This window comes from Hymenobacter agri, assembly GCF_054778495.1.
Map to the genome: position 1 here is coordinate 1 of NZ_BAAGZM010000012.1, position 23,836 is coordinate 23,836.

Here is a 23,836-nt window from a genome sequence, read left to right on the forward strand (position 1 = left end):
CCGCACAGCCCGCGTGTTTGCCACGGTGCAGGGCACCAGCCAGCGCCTGGCCGCCGGCGAGAGCCTGAAATTTGCGCCGGCCGCGCAGCCGCTCGAAACCGAAGTCTGCGTGTTCGTCGACCCCACGCACCAGTTTCAAACCATGCTCGGCATTGGCGGCGCGCTGACGGATGCCGCGGCCGAAACCTTCGCCAAGCTGCCCCAGGCGCAGCAGCAGGAATTCCTCAAGGCCTACTTCAGCCCCGGCAGCGGCATTGGCTACACGCTGGGCCGCACCAGCATCCACAGCTCCGATTTTTCGAGCGGCAGCTACACCTACGTGGCCGATAAGGACGAGGCGCTGAAAAGCTTCAGCGTGCGGCACGACGAGCAGTACCGCATTCCGTTCATCAAGCAGGCCATGGCGGCGGCCGGCGGCAAGCTCACCCTTTACGTGAGCCCCTGGAGCCCGCCCGGCTGGATGAAAACCACTGGCGAGATGCTGCGCGGCGGCAAGCTGCTGCCCCAGTACCGCCAGGCCTGGGCCGACTACTACGTGAAGTTCATCAAGGCCTACGAGCAGCACGGCATCCCCGTCTGGGGCCTGAGCGTGCAGAACGAGCCGATGGCGACGCAGAAGTGGGAGTCGTGCATTTATACCGGCGAGGAGGAGCGCGACTTCATCAAGGGCTACCTCGGGCCCACGCTGGCCAAGGGCGGGCTGGGTGGCAAAAAGCTCATTGCCTGGGACCACAACCGCGACCTGCTGTTTCAGCGGGCCAGCACCGTGCTCGACGACCCCGCGACCGCCAAGTACGTATGGGGCATCGGCTACCACTGGTACGAAACCTGGACCGGCAGCAGCATGCTGTTCGACAACGAGCGCCGCGTGCACGAAGCCTACCCCAACACCAACCTGCTGTTCACCGAAGGCTGCAAGGAGAATTTCGACCTGGCCAAAGTGAACGACTGGAGCCTGGGCGAGAAGTACGGCCACTCGATGATTGGCGACTTCAACGCCGGCACCGTGGGCTGGACCGACTGGAACGTGCTGCTCGACGAAACCGGCGGCCCCAACCACGTGGGCAACTTCTGCTTCGCCCCCATCATCGGCGACACCAAGGCCGGCAAGCTCATCTACACCAGCGCCTACTACTACATCGGCCACTTCTCGAAGTTCATCCGGCCCGGTGCCCGGCGCATCAGCGCTGCCAGCAACCGCGACGCCCTGCAAACCACCGCCTACCGCAACCCCGACGGCAGCGTGGCCGTGGTGGTGATGAACGAGACCGACAAACCTCAGGACTTCCAGCTCTGGCTGCGCGGCCAAGGCGCCAAAACCACGGCCGCCGCGCATTCGATTATGACGCTGGTCGTGAATTAACCCGCTGCATGAAAGCCTTATCCGCGTTATCACTGGCCGCGGCCCTGCTGCTGGCCGCCCCGGCCGCCCACGCCCAGCAGCCCACTTCGGCTGAAGCTGAAGCCGCCAAAAAAGCGGCCGACGAAGCCTACCGCCAGCGCCAGGAATACCTGCTGCACAACGACTGGGCTTACCTGGAGCGCTACGCCGCCGCCAACCAGCGCCTGCCCGCGCCCCGGCCCGGCCGGCCCCGCGTGGTCATCATCGGCAACTCCATCACCGAAGGCTGGGTGAAGGCCGACTCGGCTTTCTTCCAGGGCAACACCTACGAGTACGTGGGCCGCGGCATCAGCGGGCAAACCTCGGGCAAAACGCTGGTACGGTTCCGCGCCGACGTGCTCGACCTGCACCCGGCGGTGGTCGTCCTCTTGGTTGGCACCAACGACATTGCCGAAAACAGCGGCCCCTACAACCCGCAAACCACCATGAACAACCTCATGAGCATGTGCGAGTTGGCCCGGGCCCACGGCGTGCGGGTAGTGCTGGGCTCGGTGGCCCCCGCCACCGATTTCTGGTGGCGCAAGGGCCTGAACCCGGCGCCCAAAATCCTGGCCCTCAACCAGCAGCTGCGGGCCTACGCCACCCGGCAGCACTTCGCCTACTACGACATGCACTCGGCCCTGAAAGACGAGCAGAACGGCCTGCGCAAAGCCTACGGCGACGACGGCGTACACCCCAACCTCGCCGGCTACCGCGTGATGGAGCCCCTGCTAAACCAGGCCGTGGCCCAAGCGCTAAAGCAGAAATAGCTACTGATTAGGCCCATTTTGAACGTCATGCCGAGCTGGCCGAAGCATCTCTCCCGCGCAACGCAATTTGATTACTGCGGCGGTAGAGATGCTTCGGCCAGCTCGGCATGACGTTCTGGATTCGTTTTACAAAGCCGATTTTTTACGACTGGTGGGTTTCTTCTTCGACTTGGGCCGGGCCTTTTTGCGGCGCGGTGGCAGGCGCTCGCGCTCGGCTTTGCGCTCGGCCCGGATGAGCAGCCGCTCGGGCAGGCGGGCCATAAGGCGCTCGCGCACGAACTGCGCCAGCGCCGAGAGCGGCACTACGTTGGTAGTGCGCAAAAAACGGCCGATTTCGGCGCTGCGCAAAGTGCTGGCCCCGGCCAGGCCCCGCGCCAGCAGGAACTGCTTCACGTCTTCCAGCAAAATCAGTCGCGACAAAGGTGCCGGGGCCACGGTGGCGTTGTAGGCAGCGGCGCGGTGCAGACGCAGGCCCTCGGCAGTAGCTACTTGCACGCCCACCCAAGCGGGCAGCAGCGGCAGCAGCTTGGGCAGGTGTTTTTCGGTGATGATGAAGGTGACGAAGTCGTAAACCTCGCCGTAGCAGCGCAGCTGGTTGGCGACGCGCTGCAGGGTGTCGCCGTCGCCCTTCACCTCGTAGCCGTGCATGAAGTGCTCGGTGATGTGCACCACGTCGGCCCGCGTGGTGCCGGTGGGCAGCTCGTCGATGCGCACGCCGCCGAGCAGCAGCGGGTAGAGCAGGGCGCGGATTTCCGGGTCGTTCATGGCAACCCCAAAAATAGCACGGTGCGGCCGGGCGCGCTGGCCGGCCCTAGCGCTGCGCGGCCAGCGGCTGCCGCTGGCAGGCACGCAACCACTCCTCGGCCTCGGGCACCTGCTGAAATATCTGGAGTTCGAGCGGCCCGGCAAGGCCTTTGTCGAAATGCACCGTGATAATGTCGGACAGCGCATCGGCCTGCACCACGTGGGCCACATAGCGCAGGCCCATGGCCCGCGCCTGCGGCATCCAGATGCGCTCGAGCCATTCGATGGAATCGAACCACGGCCCCATTAGCTCCACGTTGTCGTTCAGCAGGTAAGGGTTGCGCAGGCTTTGCAGAGTACGCAGGTAGTCGTCGGCCCCGCGCAGGGCCTCTTCCGTATCGACAAAGCCGCGCCAGGTGGCGCGCAGCCAGCCATCGGGCTCTTGCGTGAGAAGGCAACGGCTGCCATCAGCATCGGGTAGCGAGCGTAGAATCATGGTCAAATAAAACAAAAAAAGCCGGAAAACATCTAGTTATTACTATTTAAATACCGTTATTCGCCGGCCTGGGTATACGGGAATGAGCATACGGAGCGCAGGGCGTTTACTACGCATTTTGACCTGCGGCAACTACGTAGCTGATGCCATTTTCATGCGGCTCCGCGCTTTTCGGCAGTACATTGGCCGCCGCTCCAAGCCCCGGCCGTAGCGGCCGTTTCATTCGCACGTTCTGCATGTCCCGAAAAAAAGCGTTGTTTCTCATCGGCTCGCCCAACCAAACCACGCAAATGCACCAGATTGCGCAGCTGCTGGAGGATGAGTACGAACCCTATTTCAGCCAGCTGTATTACGACGGCTGGCAGCGCCCCTTCTACAAGTTTCTGCTCTGGACGGGCGGCCTCGATAAAACCATCGTGACCGGCAAAATCAAGGCCAAAGCCGACAAGTACCTGGCCGCGCACGACCTGAAAAATGACTTCGAGGCCCGCGTGTACGGCAACCACTACGACCTCATCGTGTGCTGCTCCGACGTGATTGTGCCCTGGCCGCTCATCAAGCGCACCAAAACCGTGTTTGTGCAGGAGGGCATGACCGACCCGCTCAACCTGTGGGCGCGGCTAGTGAAGCGCTTCACCCGCTACCCCATTCTGGCCATCGGCACGGCCCTGAACGGCATGAACAACTGCTGCGACATCTACTGCGTGGCCTCGGAAGGCTACCGCGAGCATTTTGCCCGCGTGGGCGTGGATGCCGACAAGCTGGTGGTGACGGGGATTCCGAATTTCGACAACCTGGAGCAGGCCCGCCACAACGACTTCCCGCACCACGGCTACGTGCTGGTGGCCACCTCCGACCTGCGCGAAACCTTCACGCCCGAAAACCGGCCCAAGTTCATTCGTGAGTGCGCCCGCATTGCCAATGGCCGCCCGCTGGCCTTCAAGCTGCATCCCAACGAGGAGCTGCCCCGCGCCGTGGACGAGATTAAGGAGCACGCCCCGCCCGGCACGCTCGTCTTCACCGAAGGCAACACCGACCACATGATTGCCAACTGCGTGGAGCTCATCACACAGTATTCGACGGTGGTATACGTGGGCCTGGCGCTGGGCAAACCCGTGCATTCGTACTTCGACGTGGACGACCTGCGGCGCAAATTGCCCTGGCAGAATGGCGGTACTTCGGCCCGGCGCATTGCGGCCATTTGCCGGGGCTTCGGCCAGTTCAACGGCAGCGGGCCGGCGTTTTTGCGGCAGTTCGATGCTGAGGCCTTTGCAACCCCGGCCCGGCCGGTGGCCTCTTCGGTAGCGCAATAGCCCAAAGCAGCCCTATTTTACTGTTTTATTTACCAGTCACTTGCCCGGCCGGCCGCATTTTGTCCGGCCAATTTTAGCGTATTTCCGTTTGCTGACCGCCTACGCGGTATCAACCCCACCGCTTGCTTATGCCGCTTCCCCAAATTGTAACCGTTGTGCAGGCCCGCATGGGCTCGTCGCGCCTGCCGGGCAAGGTGCTGCTGCCGCTGGCCGGCGAGCCGCTGCTGGTGCGCATGGTGCAGCGAGTGCAACGCGCCCGCCTAGCCGGCACCGTGGTGGTAGCCACCACTATCGAGCCTGCCGATGACGCCGTGGCCGACCTCTGCGCCGCCCACGGTCTGGAATGTTTCCGCGGCGATGCGCTCGATTTGCTCGACCGCCACTACCAGGCTGCCCGCCACTACGGGGCCGACGTGGTGCTGAAAATTCCATCCGATTGCCCACTCATCGACCCGGCCGTGATTGATGAGGTGGTGGGCTTTTACCTCGATTTCACCGAGCGCTACGACTTCGTGAGTAACCTGCACCCTGCCACTTTTCCCGATGGCAACGACGTGGAAGTGATGCCCTTCGCGGAGCTGGAAGTGGCTTGGCGCGAGGCCCGGCGCCCACTGGAGCGCGAGCACACCACGCCGTTTTTCTGGGAAAACCCCGACCGGTTCCGGCTGGGCAACGTGGAATGGGAAACCGGCCTCGACTACTCGATGACCCACCGCTGGACCATCGACTACCCCGAAGATTACGATTTCATAAAGGCCGTGTACGAGGCGCTCTACCCCGGCAACCCGACCTTTGGCCTGCCGGACATACTGGCCCTGTTGGAAAAACGACCCGATATTGCCCGGCTTAATGCCCGCTACGCCGGCGTGAACTGGTACCGCAACCATCTGGACGAGCTCAAAACCGTGGACTCGTCGCAAACCCGCAAAATCTAGTGCCTGGTGCTTGGTTGTTGGTGCCTGGCTTTCAAGGCCGACTCCCATTTCCAAGCACCAAGCACCAACAACCAAGCACCAAATGACCTCTGAAACCCAACAGAAACTAGCGAAAATGGCCCTGAAGGTGCGCGAGCACATCGTGCGCCTGAGCACTGACGGCGGCTGCTTTACCGGCGCCTCGCTGAGCTGCGCCGACTTGCTGGTGTACCTCTACAGCGAACTGCTGAACGTGCGGCCCGACAACCTGACGGACCCCACCCGCGACTACCTGTTCCTGAGCAAGGGCCACGACGTGCCCGCCCTCTACGGCACTTTCGTGGAGCTCGGCTTCCTCGACAAAGCCCGCCTCGACCAGCACCTGAGCACCGACGACCACATTTACTGGCACCCCAACCGCAACGTGCCGGGCGTGGAATTCCACTCGGGCTCGCTCGGGCACCTGCCCAGCGTGGCCCTGGGCGTGGCCATAGACTGCCGGATGCGCGGCCAGGACAACAAGGTCATCGTCATCACCGGCGACGGCGAGCTGAACGAGGGTACCGTGTGGGAAAGCCTGCTGGTAGCCAGCGCCCACAAGGTGAATAACCTCACGCTGGTGGTCGACCGCAACCATTTCCAGGCCAACGTAGCCACCGAAGACCTCATTCCGCTGGAGCCGCTGGCGCCCAAATTCGAAGCCTTCGGCTGCGAAGTGCGCCGCATCGACGGCCACGACTTCGCGCAGCTGGAAGAGGCCTTCTCGGCCCTCCCCTTCTCTGAGTCGAAGCCATCCGTTATCATCTGCGACACGGTGCGCGGCCGCGGCCTGCCCAGCATCGAAGCCCGCGCCGACCGCTGGTTCTGCAACTTCTCGACCGAGGAAGTGGAAGAGCTGCTGAAGGAGCTGCACAGCCAGGTGGCTACTACTTTGACGAGTGAAACGCTGACGGTAAGATAGAGCAGTAGCGCGGACTTGTAGTCCGCGAGTAACCGATTCATTCGCGGACTACAAGTTCGCGCTACATTATGAACTACGAAGAACTAATCAAGAAAACCGCCCTCGCCGATGAGCGCATCGTGGTGATGACGGCCGAAAACCGCGCCCTCATTCGCAACCTGCCCGCCGTGCTCGGTCCGCGCTTCATCGATACCGGTATTACGGAGCAGACGCTCATCGGGGCCGCCGCCGGCCTGGCCCTGCGTGGGCGCGTGCCGGTGGTGCACGCCCTGGCCACCTTCCTCACGCTGCGGGCATTTGAATTTATCCGCACCGACGTGGGCATCGGGAAGCTACCGGTGAAACTCAGCGGCTTCGTGCCCGGCTTCCTCTCCGACGGCAACGGTCCCACCCACCAAGCCATTGAGGACGTGAGTTTGATGCGCGGCATTCCCGGCATGACGGTTTTTGCGCCCGCCGACGAAGCCGATATGGTGGCCATGCTGCCCGCCATCTGGGCCTCGCCCCAGCCGGCCTACCTGCGCGTGAATACCCGGCCCGGCACCTACCAGCATGCCCCGTTTGAAATCGGCAAGGCCGAAATTGTGGCCGAGGGCACCGACATCACCATCCTCACCTACGGGATGCTGTTCGAGCAAACGCTGGTGGCCCGCGAGCTACTGCAGGCCCAGGGCAAGTCGGTAGGCCTCATCAACCTGCGCAGCCTCAAGCCGATTGACGAAGCGGTCCTGCTCGACGTGGTGCGCCGCGGCTCGCTCATCGTGACGGTGGAAGACCATTTCGTCACCGGCGGTCTGTATTCCATTCTGGCCGAAATCCTGCTGCGCCACCAGCTCACGGCTCGCGTGCTGCCGCTGGCGCTGGAGGAGCGCTGGTACCGCCCCGGCCGCCTGAGCGCGGTGCTGGAGCACGAAGGCTTCACCGGCCACCACATTGCGCGCCGCATCACGGAGTATCTGGGCGAGTCGGGCGCGGCCATTGCCGAAGGCCCGGCGGTGCTCGAAAACGAGTTTGCGGAGTAGAGACGCAATATTTTGCGTCTCATCGTTGAACGACCGGAACCACGCCGAGCCACTCAATACCGCGCAACAATAACAACATCAGCAACGACGAGACGCAAAATATTGCGTCTCTACAGCTTTCAAAACCATGCCCAACACCGTTTCTTCTAACGAGAATTACCCCGACATCACGAAGTCGGACGAGCTGTACGCCCGTGCCCAACGCATCATGACGCCCGTGACGCAGACGCTCGCCAAAGGCCCCGGCCAGTACACCAAGGGCGTGAGCCCCAAGTATGTGAAGCGCGCCAAAGGCTCCCACATATGGGATGTGGACGGCAACGAGTACATTGACTTCCAAATGGGTATCGGCCCCATCTCGCTGGGCTACGCCTACCCGAAAGTGGACGACGCCATCCGGGCCCAGCTTGAAGACGGCATCACCTTCTCAATGATGCACGAGCTGGAAGTGGAGCTTTCGGAGCTTATCCACGAAATCATCCCGAACGCCGAAAGCATCCGCATCAGCAAGACGGGCGCCGACGTATGCTCGGCGGCCGTGCGCGTGTCGCGGGCTTTCACGGGGCGCAACAAGGTGCTGTGCTGCGGCTACCACGGCTGGCACGACTGGTACATCGGTACCACCAGCCGCGACAAGGGCATCCCGCAGGAAAGCAAGGACTTGGTATCGGCTTTCGAGTACAATAACATCGACTCGCTGAAGGCCCTGCTCGATGACGACGTGGCCTGCGTGATTCTGGAGCCCTTCATCTTCGACGCCCCCAAGGACAACTTCCTCCACGAAGTAGCCCGGCTGTGCAAGGAAAACGGTACGCTGCTGATTTTTGATGAGATGTGGACCGGCTTCCGCATCGCCGTGGGCGGCGCGCAGGAGTATTTCGGCATCACGCCCGATTTGGCGGTGTACTCCAAGGCCTTCGCCAACGGCATGCCCATTGCCCTGCTCACCGGCCGACGCGACGTGATGCAGCTGTTCGAGCAGGACGTATTCTTCTTCACCACCTTTGGCGGCGAGGCGCTGAGCTTGGCCGCAGCCGTAGCCACCATCACGGAGATGCGCGAGAAGAACGTGCCCGCCCGCCTCGCCGAGCAGGGCAAGAAGCTCAAGGACGGCTACAACGACATCGCCGCCGAATTGGGCATCAGCCAGTACACCAAGTGCTACGGCTACGACTGCCGCACCATCGTAACCTTCGACCCCTCGGCCGGCAACGGCATGGAGATTAAGGCCTTCGTGCAGCAGGAAATGTTCAAGCGCGGCATCATGTGGGGCGGCTTCCACAATATGTGCTTCTCGCACACCGACGCGGACGTAGCCTACACCCTCTCGGCCTACCGCGAGGTGCTGCCACTGCTCAAGGAAGCCATCGAAGCCGGCGATGTGGCGTCGCGCCTGCTGGGCGAGCCGGTGGAAGCCGTGTTCCGCAAGGTGACGAACGCCGCGCCGGTAAAGAACTAGGGCTGGATTACAACCAAATAAATCGCTCCGACACGACCAAGACGCCCCAAACGGCCTACTTACTTGCTGCCAAGCATGACTGTATATGAAGGACGAAACTCTAGATAGGCTATTGGGAGCTGCGCTGGCTGAAGCCCAAAGCCAAGGCGTTGCAGTTACAATTTCGATAGTGGACCTGGGTGGCCACTTGCTGGCGCTTCGGCGCCAGCAAGACAGTAGTTTTTTAGGCATTGAGAGCAGCAAGCGAAAAGCGGTGACTGCCTCGCAACTTAAAACGCCAACCCATGTGCTGTCCGAAATCGGCCAGAAGCTGCCGGAGCTGCAAAAGGCATTCGACAAGGACCACAACATCCTGACGATAGCAGGCGGTTTTCCCATCGTCGCCGATGGCGTGGTTATCGGCGGGCTAGGCATCGCGGGCGGCGACTTCAACCAAGACAAAGCCATTGGTGAAAGTGCTTTGCGGGCGCTTGTTAAATAAAAACAGAATTCCATGTCCCTCTTCGACCTTACCAACAAAACCGCCATCGTGACCGGCGCCTGCGGGCTCATCGGCCAGAAGCACTGCGCGGCCTTGGCCGAAGCCGGGGCCAACGTGGTGGTGGCCGACCTAAATGCCGAAGCCGCCGCGGCCGTGGCCTTCGGGCTGGGCGGCGGGCCGCACCTCGCGCTGGCGGTTGATGTAACCAGTCCCGAGTCGCTGGCTGCCGCGCGCGACCAGATTCTGGCCCGCTTCGGCCACATCGACGTGCTGGTGAACAACGCCGCCATCAACGACATGTTCGAGAACCCCGCGCTGGCCGCCGACCTCAGCAAGTTCGAGAACTTCCCGCTAGCCACCTTCCAGAAAGTGCTGGAAGTGAACGTGACGGGCGTATTTCTGGCGGCGCAGGTATTCGGCACGCCGATGGCGCAGCAGGGCCACGGCAGCATCATCAACGTAGCCAGCACCTACGGCCTCGTGGGGCCCGACCAAAGCATCTACCGCAACGAAGCCGGCGAGCAAACCTTCTACAAGTCACCCTCCTATCCCATGACCAAAGGCGCGGTGGTGAATTTTACCCGCTACCTGGCCGCCTACTGGGGCGCGGCTGGCGTGCGCGTGAACACGCTCTCGCCCGGCGGCGTGGAAAACAGCCAGGACGAATTCTTCATCAAGCAATACAGCGCCAAAACGCCGCTAGGCCGCATGGCTGCCGCTACCGACTACCAGGGAGCGGTCGTGTTCCTAGCCTCCGACGCCTCGGCCTACATGACCGGGGCCAACCTAGTGGTGGACGGCGGCTGGACGGCTATTTAAATGGTTGTCAGTTGCTCGTTGTCAGTTGTTGGTTTCTTTTCTGAAACGGCGGCTGGACAGCCTGACAACTGACAACGAGCAACTGACAACTAAAAACCAAACAACGCCTTATGCAAGCTGTTGAAATCCGCAAAAACCGATTCATTGGCGCGGGCCACCCGGCCTACATCATTGCCGAAATCGGCATCAACCACAACGGCTCGCTCGACCTGGCCAAGCAGCTCATCTCCGAAGCCGCCAAGGCCGGCTGCGACGCCGTGAAGTTCCAGAAGCGCACGCCCGAGCTGTGCGTGCCCAAAGACCAGTGGGAAAAGCAGCGCGACACCCCTTGGGGCCGCATGAGCTACATCGATTATAAGCGCAAAACCGAGTTCGGCCAGGCTGAGTACACGGCCATCGACGACTACTGCCGCGCGCTGGGCATCGACTGGTTTGCCTCGTGCTGGGACGAGCCGTCGGTCGATTTCATGGAACAGTTCGCGCCGGTGATGTACAAGATGGCATCGGCCTCGCTCACCGACAAGCCCCTGCTCGACCGCGTGCGTGCCACCGGCCGCCCGCTGATGCTGAGCACCGGCATGAGCACGCTCGATGAGATTCACCAGGCAGTGAAATGGGTGGGGCTGGATAAGCTGATGATTGCGCATTCTACTTCCTCCTACCCCTGCCCGCCGGCCGAGCTGAACCTGCGCATGGTGCCCGTGCTGCAGGGCCTGTTCCCCGAAACGCCCATCGGCTACTCGGGCCACGAAACCGGACTGGCCACCACCGTGGCCGCTGTCACGCTCGGCGCCAGCTTCGTGGAGCGCCACTTTACGCTCGACCGCGCCATGTGGGGCTCCGACCATGCTGCCTCGGTGGAGCCCGGCGGCATGGCCAAGCTCGTGCGCGACATCCGCGACGTGGAAGAAGGCCTCGGCGACGGCATCAAGCGCGTGTACGATTCTGAGCTGGAGCCCCGCGCCCGCCTGCGCCGCGAGCTGACGCCGAACCAGGAATAGGGTGTTCGGGTTGTTTCGCCTGAATCCGTGAACAAATAAAGAACGTCATGCTGAACGCAGCCGAAGCATCTCGCGTGCAGCAGTAATCCAATCGATTGAATTACTACCGCACGCGAGATGCTTCGGCTGCGCTCAGCATGACGTTCTTTTGAGAAACCAGAATCTGCTCACCCCATGCCTGAAGTCGAACTCATTACCACGGCCATCCTGCTCACTTGGGTGGCTATTGTGATTACGCTGGAACGCATCATTCCCTACCGCAAGGGGCTGCCGTTTTTTCGCGAGGGCTTTTGGACCGATTTGGTGCTCTACACCTTCGTGCAGAGCTACGCGCTGAAAATCGTCATTTTCGACTACATCATTCAGCCGCTCGACCAGCATTTCGGGTTCTCAAAGCTGCATTTTGTGACGGGCTGGCCGATTTGGGTGCAGGTGCTGTTTTTCGTGATTACGCACGATTTCTACATCTACTGGTTTCACCGGTTCCAGCACAGCAGCCCGTTTTTCTGGCGCACCCACGAGGCGCACCACTCGGGCAAGCAGGTGGACTGGTTGGCGGGCTCCCGCTCCCACGCCGTCGAGATTCTGATTAACCAGACCATTGAATTTGCGCCCATCGTTCTGCTTGGGGCCGACCCTATGGTGGTACCCATCAAGGCGTGCATCGACGCCGTATGGGGCATCTGGATTCACTGCAACATCGACGTGCGCTCGGGCCGCCTGCAATATTTCATCAACGGCCCCGAGATGCACCTCTGGCACCACGCCGACCACGAGGAGGTGTTCTACGCCAACTTCTCCACCAAATTCGCCTTCTGGGACTGGATTTTTGGCACCGCCTACCTGCCCGACGGCCGCAAGCCGCAGAAATGGGGCCTGCCCTATGTTTTTCCGAAAGACTATTTCAGCCAGCACGTCTTTTCGGTGGCCCGGTTCGATGAGGAGGCGCTGGCCAAACGGTCGCGCCTGTTTCGGGCCTACCACGGCATTCGCGGGCGCCTGCTTACCAAGCTGACTGACCACGTGCCGGCCCTGAAGCCGCTGCACGGCTGGCCCGTGCCCGAGCCGTATGCCGAAACCATTCCGGCGCAGCGCCCGGGCGGTAATTTTGGCCAGGTGCCGGCCGTTTCTTCTCATCATTCCCCCGCCGTTTCATCCCGTTGATTAATCCCTGGTTTTCGCTGTTTCTGGCCTCTTTCATGGAGGTTTGCTGGACGTATAGCCTCAAGGCGCTGAGCATGCAGCGCATCAAGGAAATAGCCTGGGCGCACAGCCTGGGGCAGCCGGCACTGCTGCTGCCGGTGCTACCGCTGCTGGCCTACGTGGGGTTTGGGCTGGCCAACGTGTGGTTTCTATCGCTGGCCATGCGCGACATTCCTACCGCTACCGCCTACTCGGCCTGGATGGCGCTGGCCGTGGTGGGCATTAAGCTAGTCGACACGCTTTACCTCAAACAACCGTTTTCGTGGCTGAGCGTATTTTATACCAGCCTGATTATCATTGGCGTGCTGGGTTTGCGCCGCCTCGATTAACGGTGCAGAGCATTGGCCCGGCCGGCGTGGCGGAGGCAAAAAATGCGCGCCCGTCGCACCAAAAATTGTCCGGCGCGGTTGAAGGCTGCCGAAGGCGCCGGCCCCACAACGTTCCAACCTGCCGGCACCAACCGTGCGGTTTCTGCGCCGCGTTAATATCTTTAGTTTATGGAAGTAGCTAACCACACCTTTGCCGAGGCCACCACGGCCGCCCCTTACTTGGATTACGCCGTGTGCGTGGATGCCGACAACCGCCCGGCCAACCACGTCGGCGACTGGCCGGTTGAAGGCCAGACCTACCCCGTGCGCGTAGTCGAAAGCCGCACCGAAGGCCTGGAGCTGGTGCACGTGCTGGGTTTCGAAGGCGAAGCCCCCTATTTCAATGCCTTCGCGCCGCACCGCTTCGAATTTGTTGAGCGCATCTGGCTGAACTAATCCGGCGTTTATTACACCCTGTCACCTTCCAAAAAGCCCTTTCGTTGTTTTGCGAAAGGGCTTTTTCGTGCCAGCTAGCCTGGCCATTCAGCCTCGCTCCCACGCCCGGCCGATAACGGCCAAACCCACCCCGGCTATACCTTTGGGGTTGTGTTGCCCATCTCTATGATTTTGCCCCCGCTCACCTTTTACCAGATTGCATTCGAATCAACTCCGCCGCTGCTTCTGGGCACCCTGCAACGCACGCTGAGCCCGGAGGAAATGACCGAATGCGCCGAGCAGATGCTGCGTGCAGCCCAGCAGCATCAGTGCCCGTCCTGGCTGCTCGATGGCCGCTCGCACACGCAGTCCCAGCCCGTAGCCCTGCACTACTGGATGCAGGAAGAATATTTCCCACGGGTGCGGGCCGAGCTGGGCCAGCCACCGTGCATCGCCTTTCTGGCCCGCCCCCGACCCCGGCAGCAGCCCGGTCCCAACGCGACTACCCTGCCCGAGTGGAACACCCCGGCCGTCCGCATGAACTGGTTTACCGATGAGGGCGCCGCCCGTGACTGGCTGCGCCGCTGCCAGCCGGCTTAAACCGCAACTTACTTCTATTCAGCCATTCAAATTACCTACCGCCCTACCTCACGCGTGTGGTGGCAGCCGGCTCCGCATCGCGAAGCGTCTTTGGGCTGATGGAAGACAGATAAGGCGTGGTAGCGATAATTCTACGTTGGTGACTGCCTGCTCGCGCAACTATAGCAAGCTGGATTGACTGGCTGCTGCAACATAGGTGAGCCGGGAAACTACTGCGGCGGGCTGCGCGCCAGCCATTCGCAGCGCTTCTGCCGTACAAGCCCAAGGTTTGCTATTCACGAGAATTATTCATTCCCATGCGCGCTTCTTTGCTATTTGCCTCCCTGTTGGTGGCCGCCGTTGGTACCACCCAAGCACAAGTACCCCGAAAACCAGCCACGCCACCCCCAACCGACACGGCTTCGCGGATGGTTTCGCCCAATGCAGTAGCGGCCCCGGCCGTGCCCGGCTACCCTAGGGGCTACACCGACAAGCAACTGGGCGGCACAACCAGCAGCACCTTCCCCAACGGCCTGCCCGAGCGCGACCTCGACAACGGCACCAGCCGCGCCGACCAACCCCGCGCCAACCGACCCCAGGCCGGGGCCCAGCCCACGCGCAGTATTTTGGGCGGCAAGCGGCGCTAACCACGGCAGCCAGTACAGCAGGGGGCAGGTACCACCGATATCCGCCGGGTTGGCTTGTTTACCAAGCCCTGCTCGCTTGCACCTGCCATCATACCGGCAAAACATTGTGCAGCCAAAAAAGCCCCGCTGAACGGGCGAGGCTCCCTGGTGGATTTACTCGTAGCCTTTGCGATGAGGCCGGGCTACTGGCTAGTTGCCCACACCGGCGAGTTGCGCCCGGAGCTGCCGGACTTCGCGTTCGAGCTCTAGGTTGCGGAACGTTACTTTCACTTCCAACTCCTCGTAGGCTTGCCTGATGCGCTCGAGCAGTGCCTTGTGGTCGGTGACGTCGGTAATCGTTCCGATAAAGCGCTGGGCATGGGTGCGGTCAGCGTCGAAGAAAGCTTTGCCCGTGGCCCGCGCCCACTGGGTGGGGCCACTCTCCTGCCAGCGGGTCCGGTACTCAATATCGTAGGTACCTGTGCCGGCCGGGTCCAGGGATTGCTGCACCGCTGCATCGGTCGCGGCGCGGTCGTCGGGATGCACGCCCGCCAGAAAGTCTTCGTAGCTAACCTGTGCCGTCAGCGGCAGGCCGAATATTTCTTTGCAGCGGGCCGACCAGACCAGCTCGCCGCTGATGGGATTAAAGTCCCAGGTCCCAACGCCCGCCGCATCCACGGCGGTTTGCAGGCGTTCTATGTCGGAAGGGGCAGTATGCATGCTCACGCAATTAGGGTTGAACCAAAAGCAATTCCATGACCGATTGGAAGTGCAATACTAGCGCCTGGCAATGCCCGTTCAGCGCATACTGCCGCCGCGTCACAAAGGTATTGCCCAGCACCTAAGCTGAACCGTCCGTCGCCGCGGGCTGCTCTTGAGATGAAGCGGCAGCGGCACAGCGCCTTGCTGAGCCTATTCGTTGAGCGAATATAATGGCGCGGCAATAGGCTGGTAGCGTATCCGTAGCGCTGCCCGAAATAATACCCATCATACTTAGGAGGCTTGCAAAGCAAAGCGGCGGAAGTGCCGGCAGAGGGCCGTAATATTCATCCGGCACACGCCGGCCGCATTACTGGCCATCTAACCCAAAGCACCCGGGCACAACACCTGCCGAAATTCAGCCTGCGACATTTCGGCATATTTGCGAAAGTATACAATCAATTATCCAACAAATAGTTAGCAGCAAGAGACACGTATTTGCTTTGTTGGCGCCTGAATTAATAACGCGGCGGCGGCAACCCAACCGATGAGACTTTAGTTAACAAACCTCCACTTCTGCCCTGCCGGCGCCATGAAATTCAGCACCCTGCGTACTCACTTTGCTGCCATCCGGTCCCGTCAGTCACGGACCGTTTACGCCGTGATGGGCATGGCAGCCGCAGCCGCCCTGGCCTGGGCTCTGTGGGAACACTACCTCAAGGGGCTATAGCCAGTGCCGGACCGGCGCGGAAAGCCTGCTGAAAAAGCAGTGCGACGGCTACTGCAGCCGTTTCGCGCGGTATGCAGCACGCAAAAAGCCCCGCCGAATGGCGGGGCTTTGCAGGGGTTACGCTGCCTCTGTCAGGAAATGGCAGCTTTCCGGTACGGGGTGCGCCTTACAGCTTCACGTTGAACTTGCCGTTCGTTATTGCCTTGGTGGCAGTGCCGCCCGATACCGTACCCGTGAAGGTGAAGGTGCCGCTGATGCTGGTGGCCGATACCGTGCTGACCACGATGGTGCCCGACGTTGCATCATAGAACTGGCTGCTGCCCGAGCTGGGCGTCACCACGTAGCTGGCCGACGCGTCGCTCGAGCTGGTGATGGTGTAGGTACCAGCCGTTTTGGGTACGTCCAGGAAAATTCCCCCGGTGTTGCCAGTCGAGCCGGCCAACGTGACCAGATTGCCCGAGACAGCTTGCGAGACAGCGGTAGAAGCCGTCACGTTGTTGCCGTCGACGGTCCAGCTCATGCCCATCGTGTCGGCGGCGGGGGTGGGAGTGGCATCGTTCTTCTTGGAACAAGCGGCCAGGGAAACCAGCGCTAATGCCGCGGCGGTAGTCCGCAGAGAGCGAAAGGAAAGGGTCATAAAAAAGGAAGGGGAAAAAAGGAAGGAAAAAAAATGTGACCGGCACTCACCGGTCCACGCTCACCAAAGGTAGCGGGCCAAACAACTTCTATGCAACAGCATATGGCGGGCGACAGCATGTTGTTTTCGCCCCATGCCCACGCGTTTGCGTCATCGCCCATTTCGCCGCCTCAGAGAGTAAAATGGGTGATGATGCAGCAAAAGTCCCGACTGATGAGCCGGGGCGTGGTGAAAGGCGGGGGCCGCAGGGCCTGGGCAGGTACCAAGGGCGGCTGCCGCTAATAGCGCCGCTGCTGCGCCAGCATCCGGAGCGTTTCTTGGTGCCGCGCTTCGGCTAGGTCTTCCCGGTAGGAGGCCACGGCCCAGATGGCGGCCGGTATCCAGCCGATGAGGGTGACGTGCAGGATGCCGCAGAGCAAGCCTTTGAGGAAGTGCCCACGAAACATCATGGAGATGCCGGGCAGCAGAATGGCGAATAGCATGGCAGTGGAAATGGAACGGGTGATGCCGCGGGAAGATACGAGGGCCCCGGCAGCAGATGTATCGGCGGGGTGGGCTTGGCATTACAGGGCCGGCCCTCCACGCGCCTGGTTCCAAGTTGTCAGGCGCGAAAAAGCCCCGCCGGGTGGGCCGGGCTCCAGCTTCTGTTGAGGTGGTCTGGCTAAGCCAGACAGAGTTGGGACGTTGTTTGAAGCCGGGTTTCGAAGTGGTTGGGAGAGCAGTAGCCGAGGGCGGAATGGCGCGTAGCCGTCATGGTGCCCACCCGCAGGCCCGCTACCTCAATGCCGTAATGGCGCAACTCGAAGGAACATGCGGGCGGACTGTTGAAACCATAAAAAGAAACGTCATGCTGTGCGAGGCGCAGCATGACGTTCCGGCAGGCTTTCCAGGGCTGCTTAGCAGCAGCCACCACCATCGTAGTGGTAGGTTGAGGGCGAGATGAAGATGTCTTCGCGGCCCAGGCCCGCCAGGGCGCCGGCCGTTTTATCGCAGACGGCCAACGGCTGGTTTTGCAGCAGTACATGGCCTTTCTGGTCGTCAAAATATTCGTCGGCGCCGTAGTAGATGGCCGTGCGGCCCGTAAAAATGCAGGGCCCGTCGGCCGGCATGGGGTCCTTGATGGCGCACACCTCCACGCTCTCGATGTAAATCAGCTCATCGGTAGCGTAGTGCTGCGGCGAGAGTACGCGGTAGGCGCGCCTGGCGCGCACCTCCACGGTGCCGAAGCCCACCTCGGTTATCATGTTGAGGTACTCCTGCAGGGGCAGCGAGCCGGTGAGGCAAAGGGCGCGCAGGCGCTCGTCGGCCCGCAGCTCGTCGCTCATGGGCTGCTCGCAGGTAGGGTCCGACATCACGAGGCGGCCGTGGGGCTTGAGCACCCGATAGGTTTCCTGCAAAGCGCGCTTCAGGTCGTCGGTTTTGAAGATGTTGAACAAGCAGTTTTGGGCGGCTACGTCCACGCTTTCGTCGGCTACAGGCAGGTGCAGCGCATCGCCGGCGCGCAAGTCCACAAATTCCGGCCGGAACCAGTCGTTCTGCTCGGCGGCCGTTTGCATGTTTTCGCGCGAGGCATCGAGCATTTCGCTCACCACGTCCACGCCAATCACCGCCCCGGGCCGGCGGCTGAAGTAGGCGAATTGCAGTAGCTCCATGCCGCCACCCACGCCCACGTAGAGCACGGTGGGGCTGTTGGTGAGGTCGCGCGGATTCACGGTGCTGCCGCAGCCGTAGTTCATACTCAGCATACGTGACGGAATGCTCAGCCCGGGCAGTTGCCACACGGGGTTGGTGGTGCAGCACAGGCCCACCTGGGGCTCCTGGGCCGCCTGGCGGTACACGTTGGCGGTGGTTTCGAGGTAACTCATGAAGAAAAGGGAAGTGAAATCGCGTGGTGGGCGAAGCTACGGCCAGATTACTGTTTGTTCAGGTTCCAATTATAGTCCAGGTAGGAAATCCTAATGTTATCGTCCATCTTGGTAGTCGAGTAGCGGTTGACCCACTTTGCCACTGACTGGCCATTTTTCTGCCAGTCGCCCTTGTACCAGTCGAAATACTTCGAGAGCTGGGCTGCGGACTTACTGATTTTATTCTTGGCCGGGTTGTTCAGGAAGTCGCGCCCCTGGTCGTCGAGCTGCGCGCTGAGGCGGGAGCCCACGTAGGCCTCGTTGCGCAGGCGCGGACAGGAGATGGAGGCGCACACCAGGGCGAAGTGGATGCGTGGGTCGTCAAACTTCTTGCGCAAAATGCCGTGCTCGATGTGGTCGAGGCTCATCTTCTCGCCGCCAATGCTGAAGAATTTGGCCGCCCACGGGGTGGTTACGAACGGAATCTTGATTTTGGAGCCAATATCCTTGATGCTCTGCACCGGATAGTGGTCGAGAATGAGGCGGATGGTATACGCATTGTAGGCATTAATCCAGTAGCTCATCTGGTCGGCTTTGCTCCAGTTGCCGGCCGGCGGGTTTTTACTCAGCAGGGCCAGGTACTGGTTGAAGGCCGTTTCATCAGCCTTGAATCCTTTGTAATCAACCAAGCCCTGCGCCGTGACGTGCTTTTTGAGCAGCTTGTCGTAGGCGCTGTGGTCAACCGGCGTCCCGGTGGCGGCCAGGGTGTGAGCGGGCGCGGGTGCCGGGTTGAAGTTAGCCACGGCGGGGAGTTGGCCAGCCGCCAGCACCAGGGCGGCCAGGATTGAGGTTTTCATGAGCTTATTCACTGAAGCAACCTACGAGATATTGCCGCCCGAAAGATTGCCAGTGGGCCTACTATGCCGATTTTTATGCCGATTTGCAGCCGGAGGTGTTTCGGCAGCGGCTCAACAGCCACGCGTACGGCGTAGCGTACCCGCTCAAAGCAGCGCGGCCCCTCCTCATCGAGGCGCAAGGCAGCGTCACGTTTATCTTTTCCATTTCAGCCTTCAGCGGTATGCCAGGCGGCTCGGCTTGCTGCGCGGGCAAAAATTTCGGTCCTGGGCTGCCTTATTCAGGTGGTGCACGCGCTGCGGCCGCGGCTGGGCGGCTGAGTGGTGCTAACTTCCCAGCGCGAATGCGCCACTTCTACGAGTAGGCCGCGGCAATCTGCCCGCAGTTCTTTTTTCGTAATTCAGTAAAATCCCCTTTATGGAAACGTATTACAACCCCGCCGACCTCAAGAAATTCGGCAACATCGGCGAGTTTCAGAAAGAGTTTGCCGACAAATTCTTCGCTTATTACGGGGCCGTGTTTGCCGAAGGTGCCCTCACGGCCCGCGAGAAATCTCTCATTGCCCTGGCCGTGGCCCACGCCGTGCAGTGCCCCTACTGCATCGACGCCTACTCGGCCGACACCCTGGAAAAAGGCTGCACCGAGCCCGAAATGATGGAAGCGGTGCACGTGGCGGCCGCCATCCGCGGCGGCGCCACCCTGGTGCACGGCGTGCAGATGATGAATAAAGTCAAGGAGTTGTCGATGTAGCTGGTTGATTGTCGGAATTTGTTGAAGCTGTTTAGAAAGCCGCATTGTCATCCTGAGCATTCTTTTGCTCCGTAGCCTCATTGTCTGCCCCTCATGATAAAATCCCTCAAAGCCACCGGCAATCGGCTCGCCGATTCAGCTTTTCAGCTCACCGTGCTGCGCCAGGAAGTGGTGGACGTGCTGCACCTGCCGCCCTTTCAGCAAAAGATGCGTGAGGCGAGCCTGTTTCCATTGCGGCCGGTGGCGCCGGCGGTGCTGCAAATCAACGTGGGCAAGATGTGCAACCAAGTGTGCAAGCACTGCCACGTCGACGCCGGGCCGGACCGCAAGGAAATCATGACCCGCGAAACGATGCAGCTCTGCCTCGACGCGCTGGCCCAAACCGATATTCCGACCGTGGACCTCACCGGCGGGGCCCCCGAAATGAACCCCGACTTCCGCTGGTTTGTGGAGCAGATTACGGCGCTGGGCCGCAAGGTACTGGTACGCTGCAACCTCACCATCATCGTGGCTAACAAGAAGTACCACGACCTGCCCGGGTTCTTCAAAAAGCACGGCGTGGAGGTGGTCAGCTCGCTGCCCTTCTATTCGGCGGATAAAACCGACCGCCAGCGCGGCGACGGCGTGTTCGACGACTCTATCAAGGCGCTGAAGATGCTCAACGCCGTGGGCTACGGGCAGCCCGGCAGCGGCTTGGTATTGAACCTGGTGTACAATCCGGCGGGGGCGTTCATGCCCGGCCCGCAGGCCGCGCTGGAGCGTCAGTTCAAGCAGGCCCTGCTCAAAGACCACGGCATCGTGTTCAACAGCCTGTTTGCCATCACCAACCTGCCGGTGAGCCGCTTCCTCGACTATCTGGTTGAATCGGGCAACTACGCGGGCTACATGGAGAAGCTGGTGAACGCCTTTAACCCCACGGCGGCGGCGGGTGTGATGTGCCGCGACACCATTTCGGTGGGCTGGGACGGCGGCCTCTACGACTGCGACTTCAACCAGATGCTGGACCTGCACGTGGCCAGCCCCAGCCAGCACATCCGCGACTTCGACGCAGCGGCCCTGGCCCAGCGGCCCATCGTGGTGAACCAACACTGCTACGGCTGCACGGCCGGCGCGGGCTCCAGTTGCGGAGGCACGGTAGCTTAGCCGCTGCCGATATCAGCAGTCTTTTTTTCGTACTCAGTCGCCCGCACGGGCACTCACCTTTCAGGCCCTGCAAGGGGCTGCCTGCATGACGCCGACCCTCCGCCAATGCCTGCTGGCCGAAGTAATCGGCACGGCCTTTCTGCTGATTTTTGGGACGGGTGCAGTGGTGGTCGACGAGCAGGTGCACAACCTGGGCCACGGCGGGGTAGCCGCCGCCTTCGGACTTATCGTGCTCATCATCATCCAGGGCCTCGGGCACGTAAGTGGGGCACACGTCAACCCGGCCGTGACCATCGGCTTCTGGGCCGCCGGGCGCTTCCCGGGCCGCCGGGTGCTGCCCTACGTGCTGGCGCAGCTGGTGGGAGCGTTCCTGGGCAGCGGAGCGGTGTGGCTGCTGGCCGCCCCCGGCTCGTCGCTGGGCGCCACGCTTCCCGCCCACAGTGCCACGCAGGCTTTTGGGGTGGAGCTCGGTCTCACTTTCTGGCTGATGCTCATCATCCTGCGCGTTACGTCCAGCTACTACGAGCAAGGCTTACTGGTGGGCCTGACCATTAGCGCTACCGTAGGACTGGAAGCGTTGGTGGGCGGCCCGCTCAGCGGGGCATCCATGAACCCCGCGCGCTCACTCGCCCCGGCTTTGCTCAGCGGGAATCTTACCGCGGCCTGGGTATACGTGGCCGCCCCGCTGGCTGGTGTGCTACTGGCCGTGCTGGCCAACCGGCTCCTGGACCCTGCGCCCGAAAGGTTGCCTAGCTAAGCCGGACACCATTGGGACGTTGTTTGAAGATGGGTTTTGAAGTGGTTTGGAGCAAGGTAGCCAAGCGAAGAATGCCACCGTTCGGTGTTGTAATAGGCGATGTGGTGGCTGATTTCGAGCCTGGCTTCGGGCAGACCGGGGAAGCTACCGCCGTCAAGTAACTCAGCTTGGTAGTGGCTCCAGAACCATTCGGCGTGGGCTTTTATCGTAGCAGTTGCCGCGCCGGCTCATGCTTTGCTGGGCGCCGTGTTGGGCCACTAGGGCTTTGAAGCGGGTAGCTGTGTACTGACTGCCCTGGTTAAGCCCGGCCGGCGGGCGGCGCACCACAAGGGCACGACGCAGGGCCTCGCTGACCAAGGCTTCGGGCATCGTGTCGCGCATATCCCAGCCAACAATATTGCGCGAGCACCGGCCGAGCTACACGGCCAGGTAGAGCCAGCCGCCGCCCTGGCGGGGCAGGTACGTGATGTAGCCACCCAGACTCGGGTCGGAATCAGTGATACGCGGCACAAACGAGCGCGGCTGCTAGGCCCGCAAGCCGTGGACTTTAAGCACGCGGTAGATGCGCCAGCGGCCCACCGCGTGGCCGCCCTGCACTTCGGCCCGTAGCAGGCGCGTGCCGTAGCGCTGGCTGTGGTAGGCAAACACCTTGCGAACTACGACTTGCCAGTCGGGCTTGGCGGGTGGTACCTGTCGGTGGCGCTCCCAGACCTAGTAGGCGGCCGGGGCCGCGCGCAACACGTGGCAGAGCTGATGCACGGGCACATAGGCCGCACGCCGGGTGATGTGCTCGTAGGTGTTCACCGATTCGGCTGGCCGAGCCTGCGCTTCCAGCAGGCGCTGACCGAGGCTTTTTTTAAATATCGAGCTCCTGCTCGGCCCGGTCGAGCCGAGCGCGCAGGACCCCGTACTTCCGGGCCGCGGCTGCCTACTGCGGCCACGAGCTACGCTTGCTGCCAGCGGCAGAGCAGCTCGTGGCTGATATTCAGTTGCTGCGCGGCGGCCTGCGTGCTGCGGCTTTCGCCGGTCAGGCGCAGCGCCTCGGTCTTGAAGGCCTCGCCGTATTTGCGTCGTTTGTCGGGCGACGACCCGCTGATTTTGGTTGCCTTAACAGAAGAAATATACCTCCCTCTTCTGTCCGGCTTGCCTAGACCACCTCAATCGTAGAAATTAGCCAAGTCGCAGCAAACTGACCGTCCCAACACCTGATGCGGAACCTGGTCACCTGGCGAAATGTACCCTGTTGGTGATGCTAAAGTAGGCTCCGTTTTATGTTAACAAGGACAGGAGCAGATTTTTTCTTGAAAATATTTTAGCCCACTGGACAAAGGCAGGAAAAGTGTTTTTTTGTGTAAACCACTAGGAAACACAGTAAAATGTATTATACCCCTATCCATACCCCGACAAATAAAAAACCCCGTTTCTGCTTCAGAAACGGGGTTTTTCGTGGGCCCACTCGGTGTCAGCCTTTCGCTAACGGGCGGGATTCAGCGATAAGAAACCCGCCGGATTATCATCCCGCCCCCATTCGTGCTCGGTGCCGCATAGTGCACCGCCTCGGCCAAAGTGGGTGCATTTTTCCCGGGTGCACCCAGTGCATTCTCCCACGCCCGCAGCAGCGCCGGGCCGTAGCGCTCGAGCGAATCGTGCCCGTACACGCTGGCGTGCCCCAGCGCTTTCTCCTTTAGGTTTGAGTCGCCGCCGCTGCCGAGCATGAGCAGGTCGGCGCCGGTGTGCCGGGCCGTGTGCGTGGTGATGACTTTGTAGAGGGGCAGGACTTCCTCGGTGGCCTCGCCGCGCACGTACTGCACCCGCACGAAGGGGCGAGTGAGTTGCGCCACGCGGGCCAGCTGCTTCATCCGACGGTTGCGCTCCTGCTGACTGGGCACGGCCAGCACGCCCTTCCGGG

30 protein-coding genes and 1 pseudogene are annotated in these 23,836 nt (G+C 61.6%); 18 read left to right on the plus strand and 13 right to left on the minus strand.

What is annotated here, in order from left to right:
* Together ACYVDE_RS01580 and ACYVDE_RS01585 are read left to right on the plus strand one after the other, a co-directional pair.
* Positions 1–1,363, plus strand: a 1,363-nt coding sequence (locus ACYVDE_RS01580) for a glycoside hydrolase family 30 protein (protein ID WP_460499721.1), incomplete at its 5' end; no start/stop codon positions are given.
* An 8-nt stretch (positions 1,364–1,371) separates the two neighbouring features.
* Positions 1,372–2,151: an SGNH/GDSL hydrolase family protein gene (locus ACYVDE_RS01585; RefSeq protein WP_460499722.1), complete on the plus strand. Its 780-nt coding sequence runs from the start codon at positions 1,372–1,374 to the stop codon at positions 2,149–2,151.
* A gap of 126 nt (positions 2,152–2,277) precedes the next feature.
* On the opposite strand, the gene ACYVDE_RS01590 is transcribed toward ACYVDE_RS01585, so the two are convergent.
* Entirely contained in the window at positions 2,278–2,916 is a 639-nt protein-coding gene (locus tag ACYVDE_RS01590) for a sce7726 family protein (RefSeq protein ID WP_460499723.1), read from the minus strand.
* A 46-nt stretch (positions 2,917–2,962) separates the two neighbouring features.
* Entirely contained in the window at positions 2,963–3,391 is a 429-nt protein-coding gene (locus ACYVDE_RS01595; protein WP_460499724.1) for a hypothetical protein, read from the minus strand.
* A 236-nt stretch (positions 3,392–3,627) separates the two neighbouring features.
* Here ACYVDE_RS01595 and ACYVDE_RS01600 point away from each other — a divergent pair, with 236 nt between their 5' ends.
* From ACYVDE_RS01600 to ACYVDE_RS01660, 13 genes are all read left to right on the plus strand, one after another.
* Positions 3,628–4,704 carry a hypothetical protein gene (locus ACYVDE_RS01600; protein ID WP_460499725.1) on the plus strand — a complete coding sequence of 359 codons (1,077 nt, stop codon included), beginning with the start codon at positions 3,628–3,630 and terminating at the stop codon, positions 4,702–4,704.
* A 128-nt stretch (positions 4,705–4,832) separates the two neighbouring features.
* Positions 4,833–5,639 (plus strand): cytidylyltransferase domain-containing protein, encoded by an 807-nt coding sequence (locus ACYVDE_RS01605; RefSeq protein WP_460499726.1) that lies wholly within the window; start codon positions 4,833–4,835, stop codon positions 5,637–5,639.
* An 82-nt stretch (positions 5,640–5,721) separates the two neighbouring features.
* Positions 5,722–6,579: a transketolase gene (locus tag ACYVDE_RS01610; protein WP_460499727.1), complete on the plus strand. Its 858-nt coding sequence runs from the start codon at positions 5,722–5,724 to the stop codon at positions 6,577–6,579.
* 68 nt (positions 6,580–6,647) lie between these two features.
* Positions 6,648–7,601, plus strand: coding sequence for a transketolase family protein (locus ACYVDE_RS01615; RefSeq protein ID WP_460499728.1), 954 nt, complete (start codon positions 6,648–6,650; stop codon positions 7,599–7,601).
* A gap of 127 nt (positions 7,602–7,728) precedes the next feature.
* The gene (locus tag ACYVDE_RS01620; RefSeq protein ID WP_460499729.1) at positions 7,729–9,060 is read left to right on the plus strand and encodes a PLP-dependent aminotransferase family protein; all 1,332 of its coding nucleotides are present in this window, start codon (positions 7,729–7,731) and stop codon (positions 9,058–9,060) included.
* An 85-nt stretch (positions 9,061–9,145) separates the two neighbouring features.
* Positions 9,146–9,541 carry a GlcG/HbpS family heme-binding protein gene (locus tag ACYVDE_RS01625; protein ID WP_460499730.1) on the plus strand — a complete coding sequence of 132 codons (396 nt, stop codon included), beginning with the start codon at positions 9,146–9,148 and terminating at the stop codon, positions 9,539–9,541.
* A 12-nt stretch (positions 9,542–9,553) separates the two neighbouring features.
* Positions 9,554–10,360, plus strand: a complete 807-nt coding sequence (locus tag ACYVDE_RS01630) for a Rossmann-fold NAD(P)-binding domain-containing protein (protein WP_460499731.1) — start codon at positions 9,554–9,556, stop codon at positions 10,358–10,360.
* Positions 10,361–10,470: 110 nt separating this feature from the next.
* Positions 10,471–11,361 (plus strand): N-acetylneuraminate synthase family protein, encoded by an 891-nt coding sequence (locus tag ACYVDE_RS01635; protein ID WP_460499732.1) that lies wholly within the window; start codon positions 10,471–10,473, stop codon positions 11,359–11,361.
* A 174-nt stretch (positions 11,362–11,535) separates the two neighbouring features.
* Complete coding sequence (locus ACYVDE_RS01640) at positions 11,536–12,525, plus strand: sterol desaturase family protein (RefSeq protein WP_460499734.1); 990 nt, start codon at positions 11,536–11,538, stop codon at positions 12,523–12,525.
* Positions 12,522–12,893: a DMT family transporter gene (locus ACYVDE_RS01645; RefSeq protein ID WP_460499735.1), complete on the plus strand. Its 372-nt coding sequence runs from the start codon at positions 12,522–12,524 to the stop codon at positions 12,891–12,893. Before ACYVDE_RS01640 ends, ACYVDE_RS01645 begins: the two co-directional genes overlap by 4 nt.
* 168 nt (positions 12,894–13,061) lie before the next feature.
* Positions 13,062–13,328, plus strand: a complete 267-nt coding sequence (locus ACYVDE_RS01650; RefSeq protein WP_460499736.1) for a hypothetical protein — start codon at positions 13,062–13,064, stop codon at positions 13,326–13,328.
* Positions 13,329–13,493: 165 nt separating this feature from the next.
* Positions 13,494–13,907 carry a hypothetical protein gene (locus tag ACYVDE_RS01655; RefSeq protein WP_460499737.1) on the plus strand — a complete coding sequence of 138 codons (414 nt, stop codon included), beginning with the start codon at positions 13,494–13,496 and terminating at the stop codon, positions 13,905–13,907.
* Between the two features lie 296 nt (positions 13,908–14,203).
* Entirely contained in the window at positions 14,204–14,533 is a 330-nt protein-coding gene (locus tag ACYVDE_RS01660; RefSeq protein WP_460499738.1) for a hypothetical protein, read from the plus strand.
* Between the two features lie 189 nt (positions 14,534–14,722).
* On the opposite strand, the gene ACYVDE_RS01665 is transcribed toward ACYVDE_RS01660, so the two are convergent.
* From ACYVDE_RS01665 to ACYVDE_RS01690, 6 genes are all read right to left on the minus strand, one after another.
* Entirely contained in the window at positions 14,723–15,232 is a 510-nt protein-coding gene (locus ACYVDE_RS01665) for a PAS domain-containing protein (protein ID WP_460499739.1), read from the minus strand.
* An 875-nt stretch (positions 15,233–16,107) separates the two neighbouring features.
* Positions 16,108–16,578 (minus strand): DUF6252 domain-containing protein, encoded by a 471-nt coding sequence (locus ACYVDE_RS01670; protein WP_460499740.1) that lies wholly within the window; start codon positions 16,576–16,578, stop codon positions 16,108–16,110.
* Between the two features lie 278 nt (positions 16,579–16,856).
* The gene (locus ACYVDE_RS01675; protein ID WP_460499741.1) at positions 16,857–17,060 is read right to left on the minus strand and encodes a hypothetical protein; all 204 of its coding nucleotides are present in this window, start codon (positions 17,058–17,060) and stop codon (positions 16,857–16,859) included.
* Between the two features lie 179 nt (positions 17,061–17,239).
* Positions 17,240–17,494 carry a hypothetical protein gene (locus ACYVDE_RS01680; protein WP_460499742.1) on the minus strand — a complete coding sequence of 85 codons (255 nt, stop codon included), beginning with the start codon at positions 17,492–17,494 and terminating at the stop codon, positions 17,240–17,242.
* Entirely contained in the window at positions 17,475–18,443 is a 969-nt protein-coding gene (arsM, locus tag ACYVDE_RS01685; protein ID WP_460499743.1) for an arsenosugar biosynthesis arsenite methyltransferase ArsM, read from the minus strand. Before arsM ends, ACYVDE_RS01680 begins: the two co-directional genes overlap by 20 nt.
* A gap of 47 nt (positions 18,444–18,490) precedes the next feature.
* Complete coding sequence (locus ACYVDE_RS01690; protein ID WP_460499744.1) at positions 18,491–19,279, minus strand: DUF547 domain-containing protein; 789 nt, start codon at positions 19,277–19,279, stop codon at positions 18,491–18,493.
* Between the two features lie 415 nt (positions 19,280–19,694).
* On the opposite strand from ACYVDE_RS01690, the gene ACYVDE_RS01695 reads away from it, so the two are divergent.
* From ACYVDE_RS01695 to ACYVDE_RS01705, 3 genes are all read left to right on the plus strand, one after another.
* Positions 19,695–20,027 (plus strand): arsenosugar biosynthesis-associated peroxidase-like protein, encoded by a 333-nt coding sequence (locus tag ACYVDE_RS01695; RefSeq protein ID WP_068229436.1) that lies wholly within the window; start codon positions 19,695–19,697, stop codon positions 20,025–20,027.
* 96 nt (positions 20,028–20,123) lie between these two features.
* Positions 20,124–21,170, plus strand: coding sequence for an arsenosugar biosynthesis radical SAM (seleno)protein ArsS (gene arsS, locus ACYVDE_RS01700; RefSeq protein WP_460499749.1), 1,047 nt, complete (start codon positions 20,124–20,126; stop codon positions 21,168–21,170).
* Between the two features lie 85 nt (positions 21,171–21,255).
* Positions 21,256–21,927, plus strand: coding sequence for an MIP/aquaporin family protein (locus ACYVDE_RS01705; protein WP_460499745.1), 672 nt, complete (start codon positions 21,256–21,258; stop codon positions 21,925–21,927).
* Here the strand turns inward: ACYVDE_RS01705 and ACYVDE_RS01710 are convergent.
* From ACYVDE_RS01710 to ACYVDE_RS01730, 5 genes and pseudogenes are all read right to left on the minus strand, one after another.
* A complete protein-coding gene (locus ACYVDE_RS01710; protein WP_460499750.1) occupies positions 21,924–22,133 on the minus strand; it encodes an integrase core domain-containing protein in 210 nt (69 codons plus the stop codon). The two genes, ACYVDE_RS01705 and ACYVDE_RS01710, sit on opposite strands and share 4 nt — an antisense overlap.
* Positions 22,090–22,326: pseudogene (locus ACYVDE_RS01715) on the minus strand (DDE-type integrase/transposase/recombinase); the annotation flags it as partial. The pseudogene ACYVDE_RS01715 and the gene ACYVDE_RS01710, both read right to left, overlap by 44 nt.
* Positions 22,327–22,452: 126 nt before the next feature.
* Positions 22,453–22,575: a hypothetical protein gene (locus tag ACYVDE_RS01720; RefSeq protein ID WP_460499747.1), complete on the minus strand. Its 123-nt coding sequence runs from the start codon at positions 22,573–22,575 to the stop codon at positions 22,453–22,455.
* A 296-nt stretch (positions 22,576–22,871) separates the two neighbouring features.
* Positions 22,872–23,048 carry a transposase gene (locus ACYVDE_RS01725; protein WP_460499752.1) on the minus strand — a complete coding sequence of 59 codons (177 nt, stop codon included), beginning with the start codon at positions 23,046–23,048 and terminating at the stop codon, positions 22,872–22,874.
* A 366-nt stretch (positions 23,049–23,414) separates the two neighbouring features.
* Positions 23,415–23,836, minus strand: a 422-nt coding sequence (locus ACYVDE_RS01730) for a hypothetical protein (protein WP_460499748.1), incomplete at its 5' end; no start/stop codon positions are given.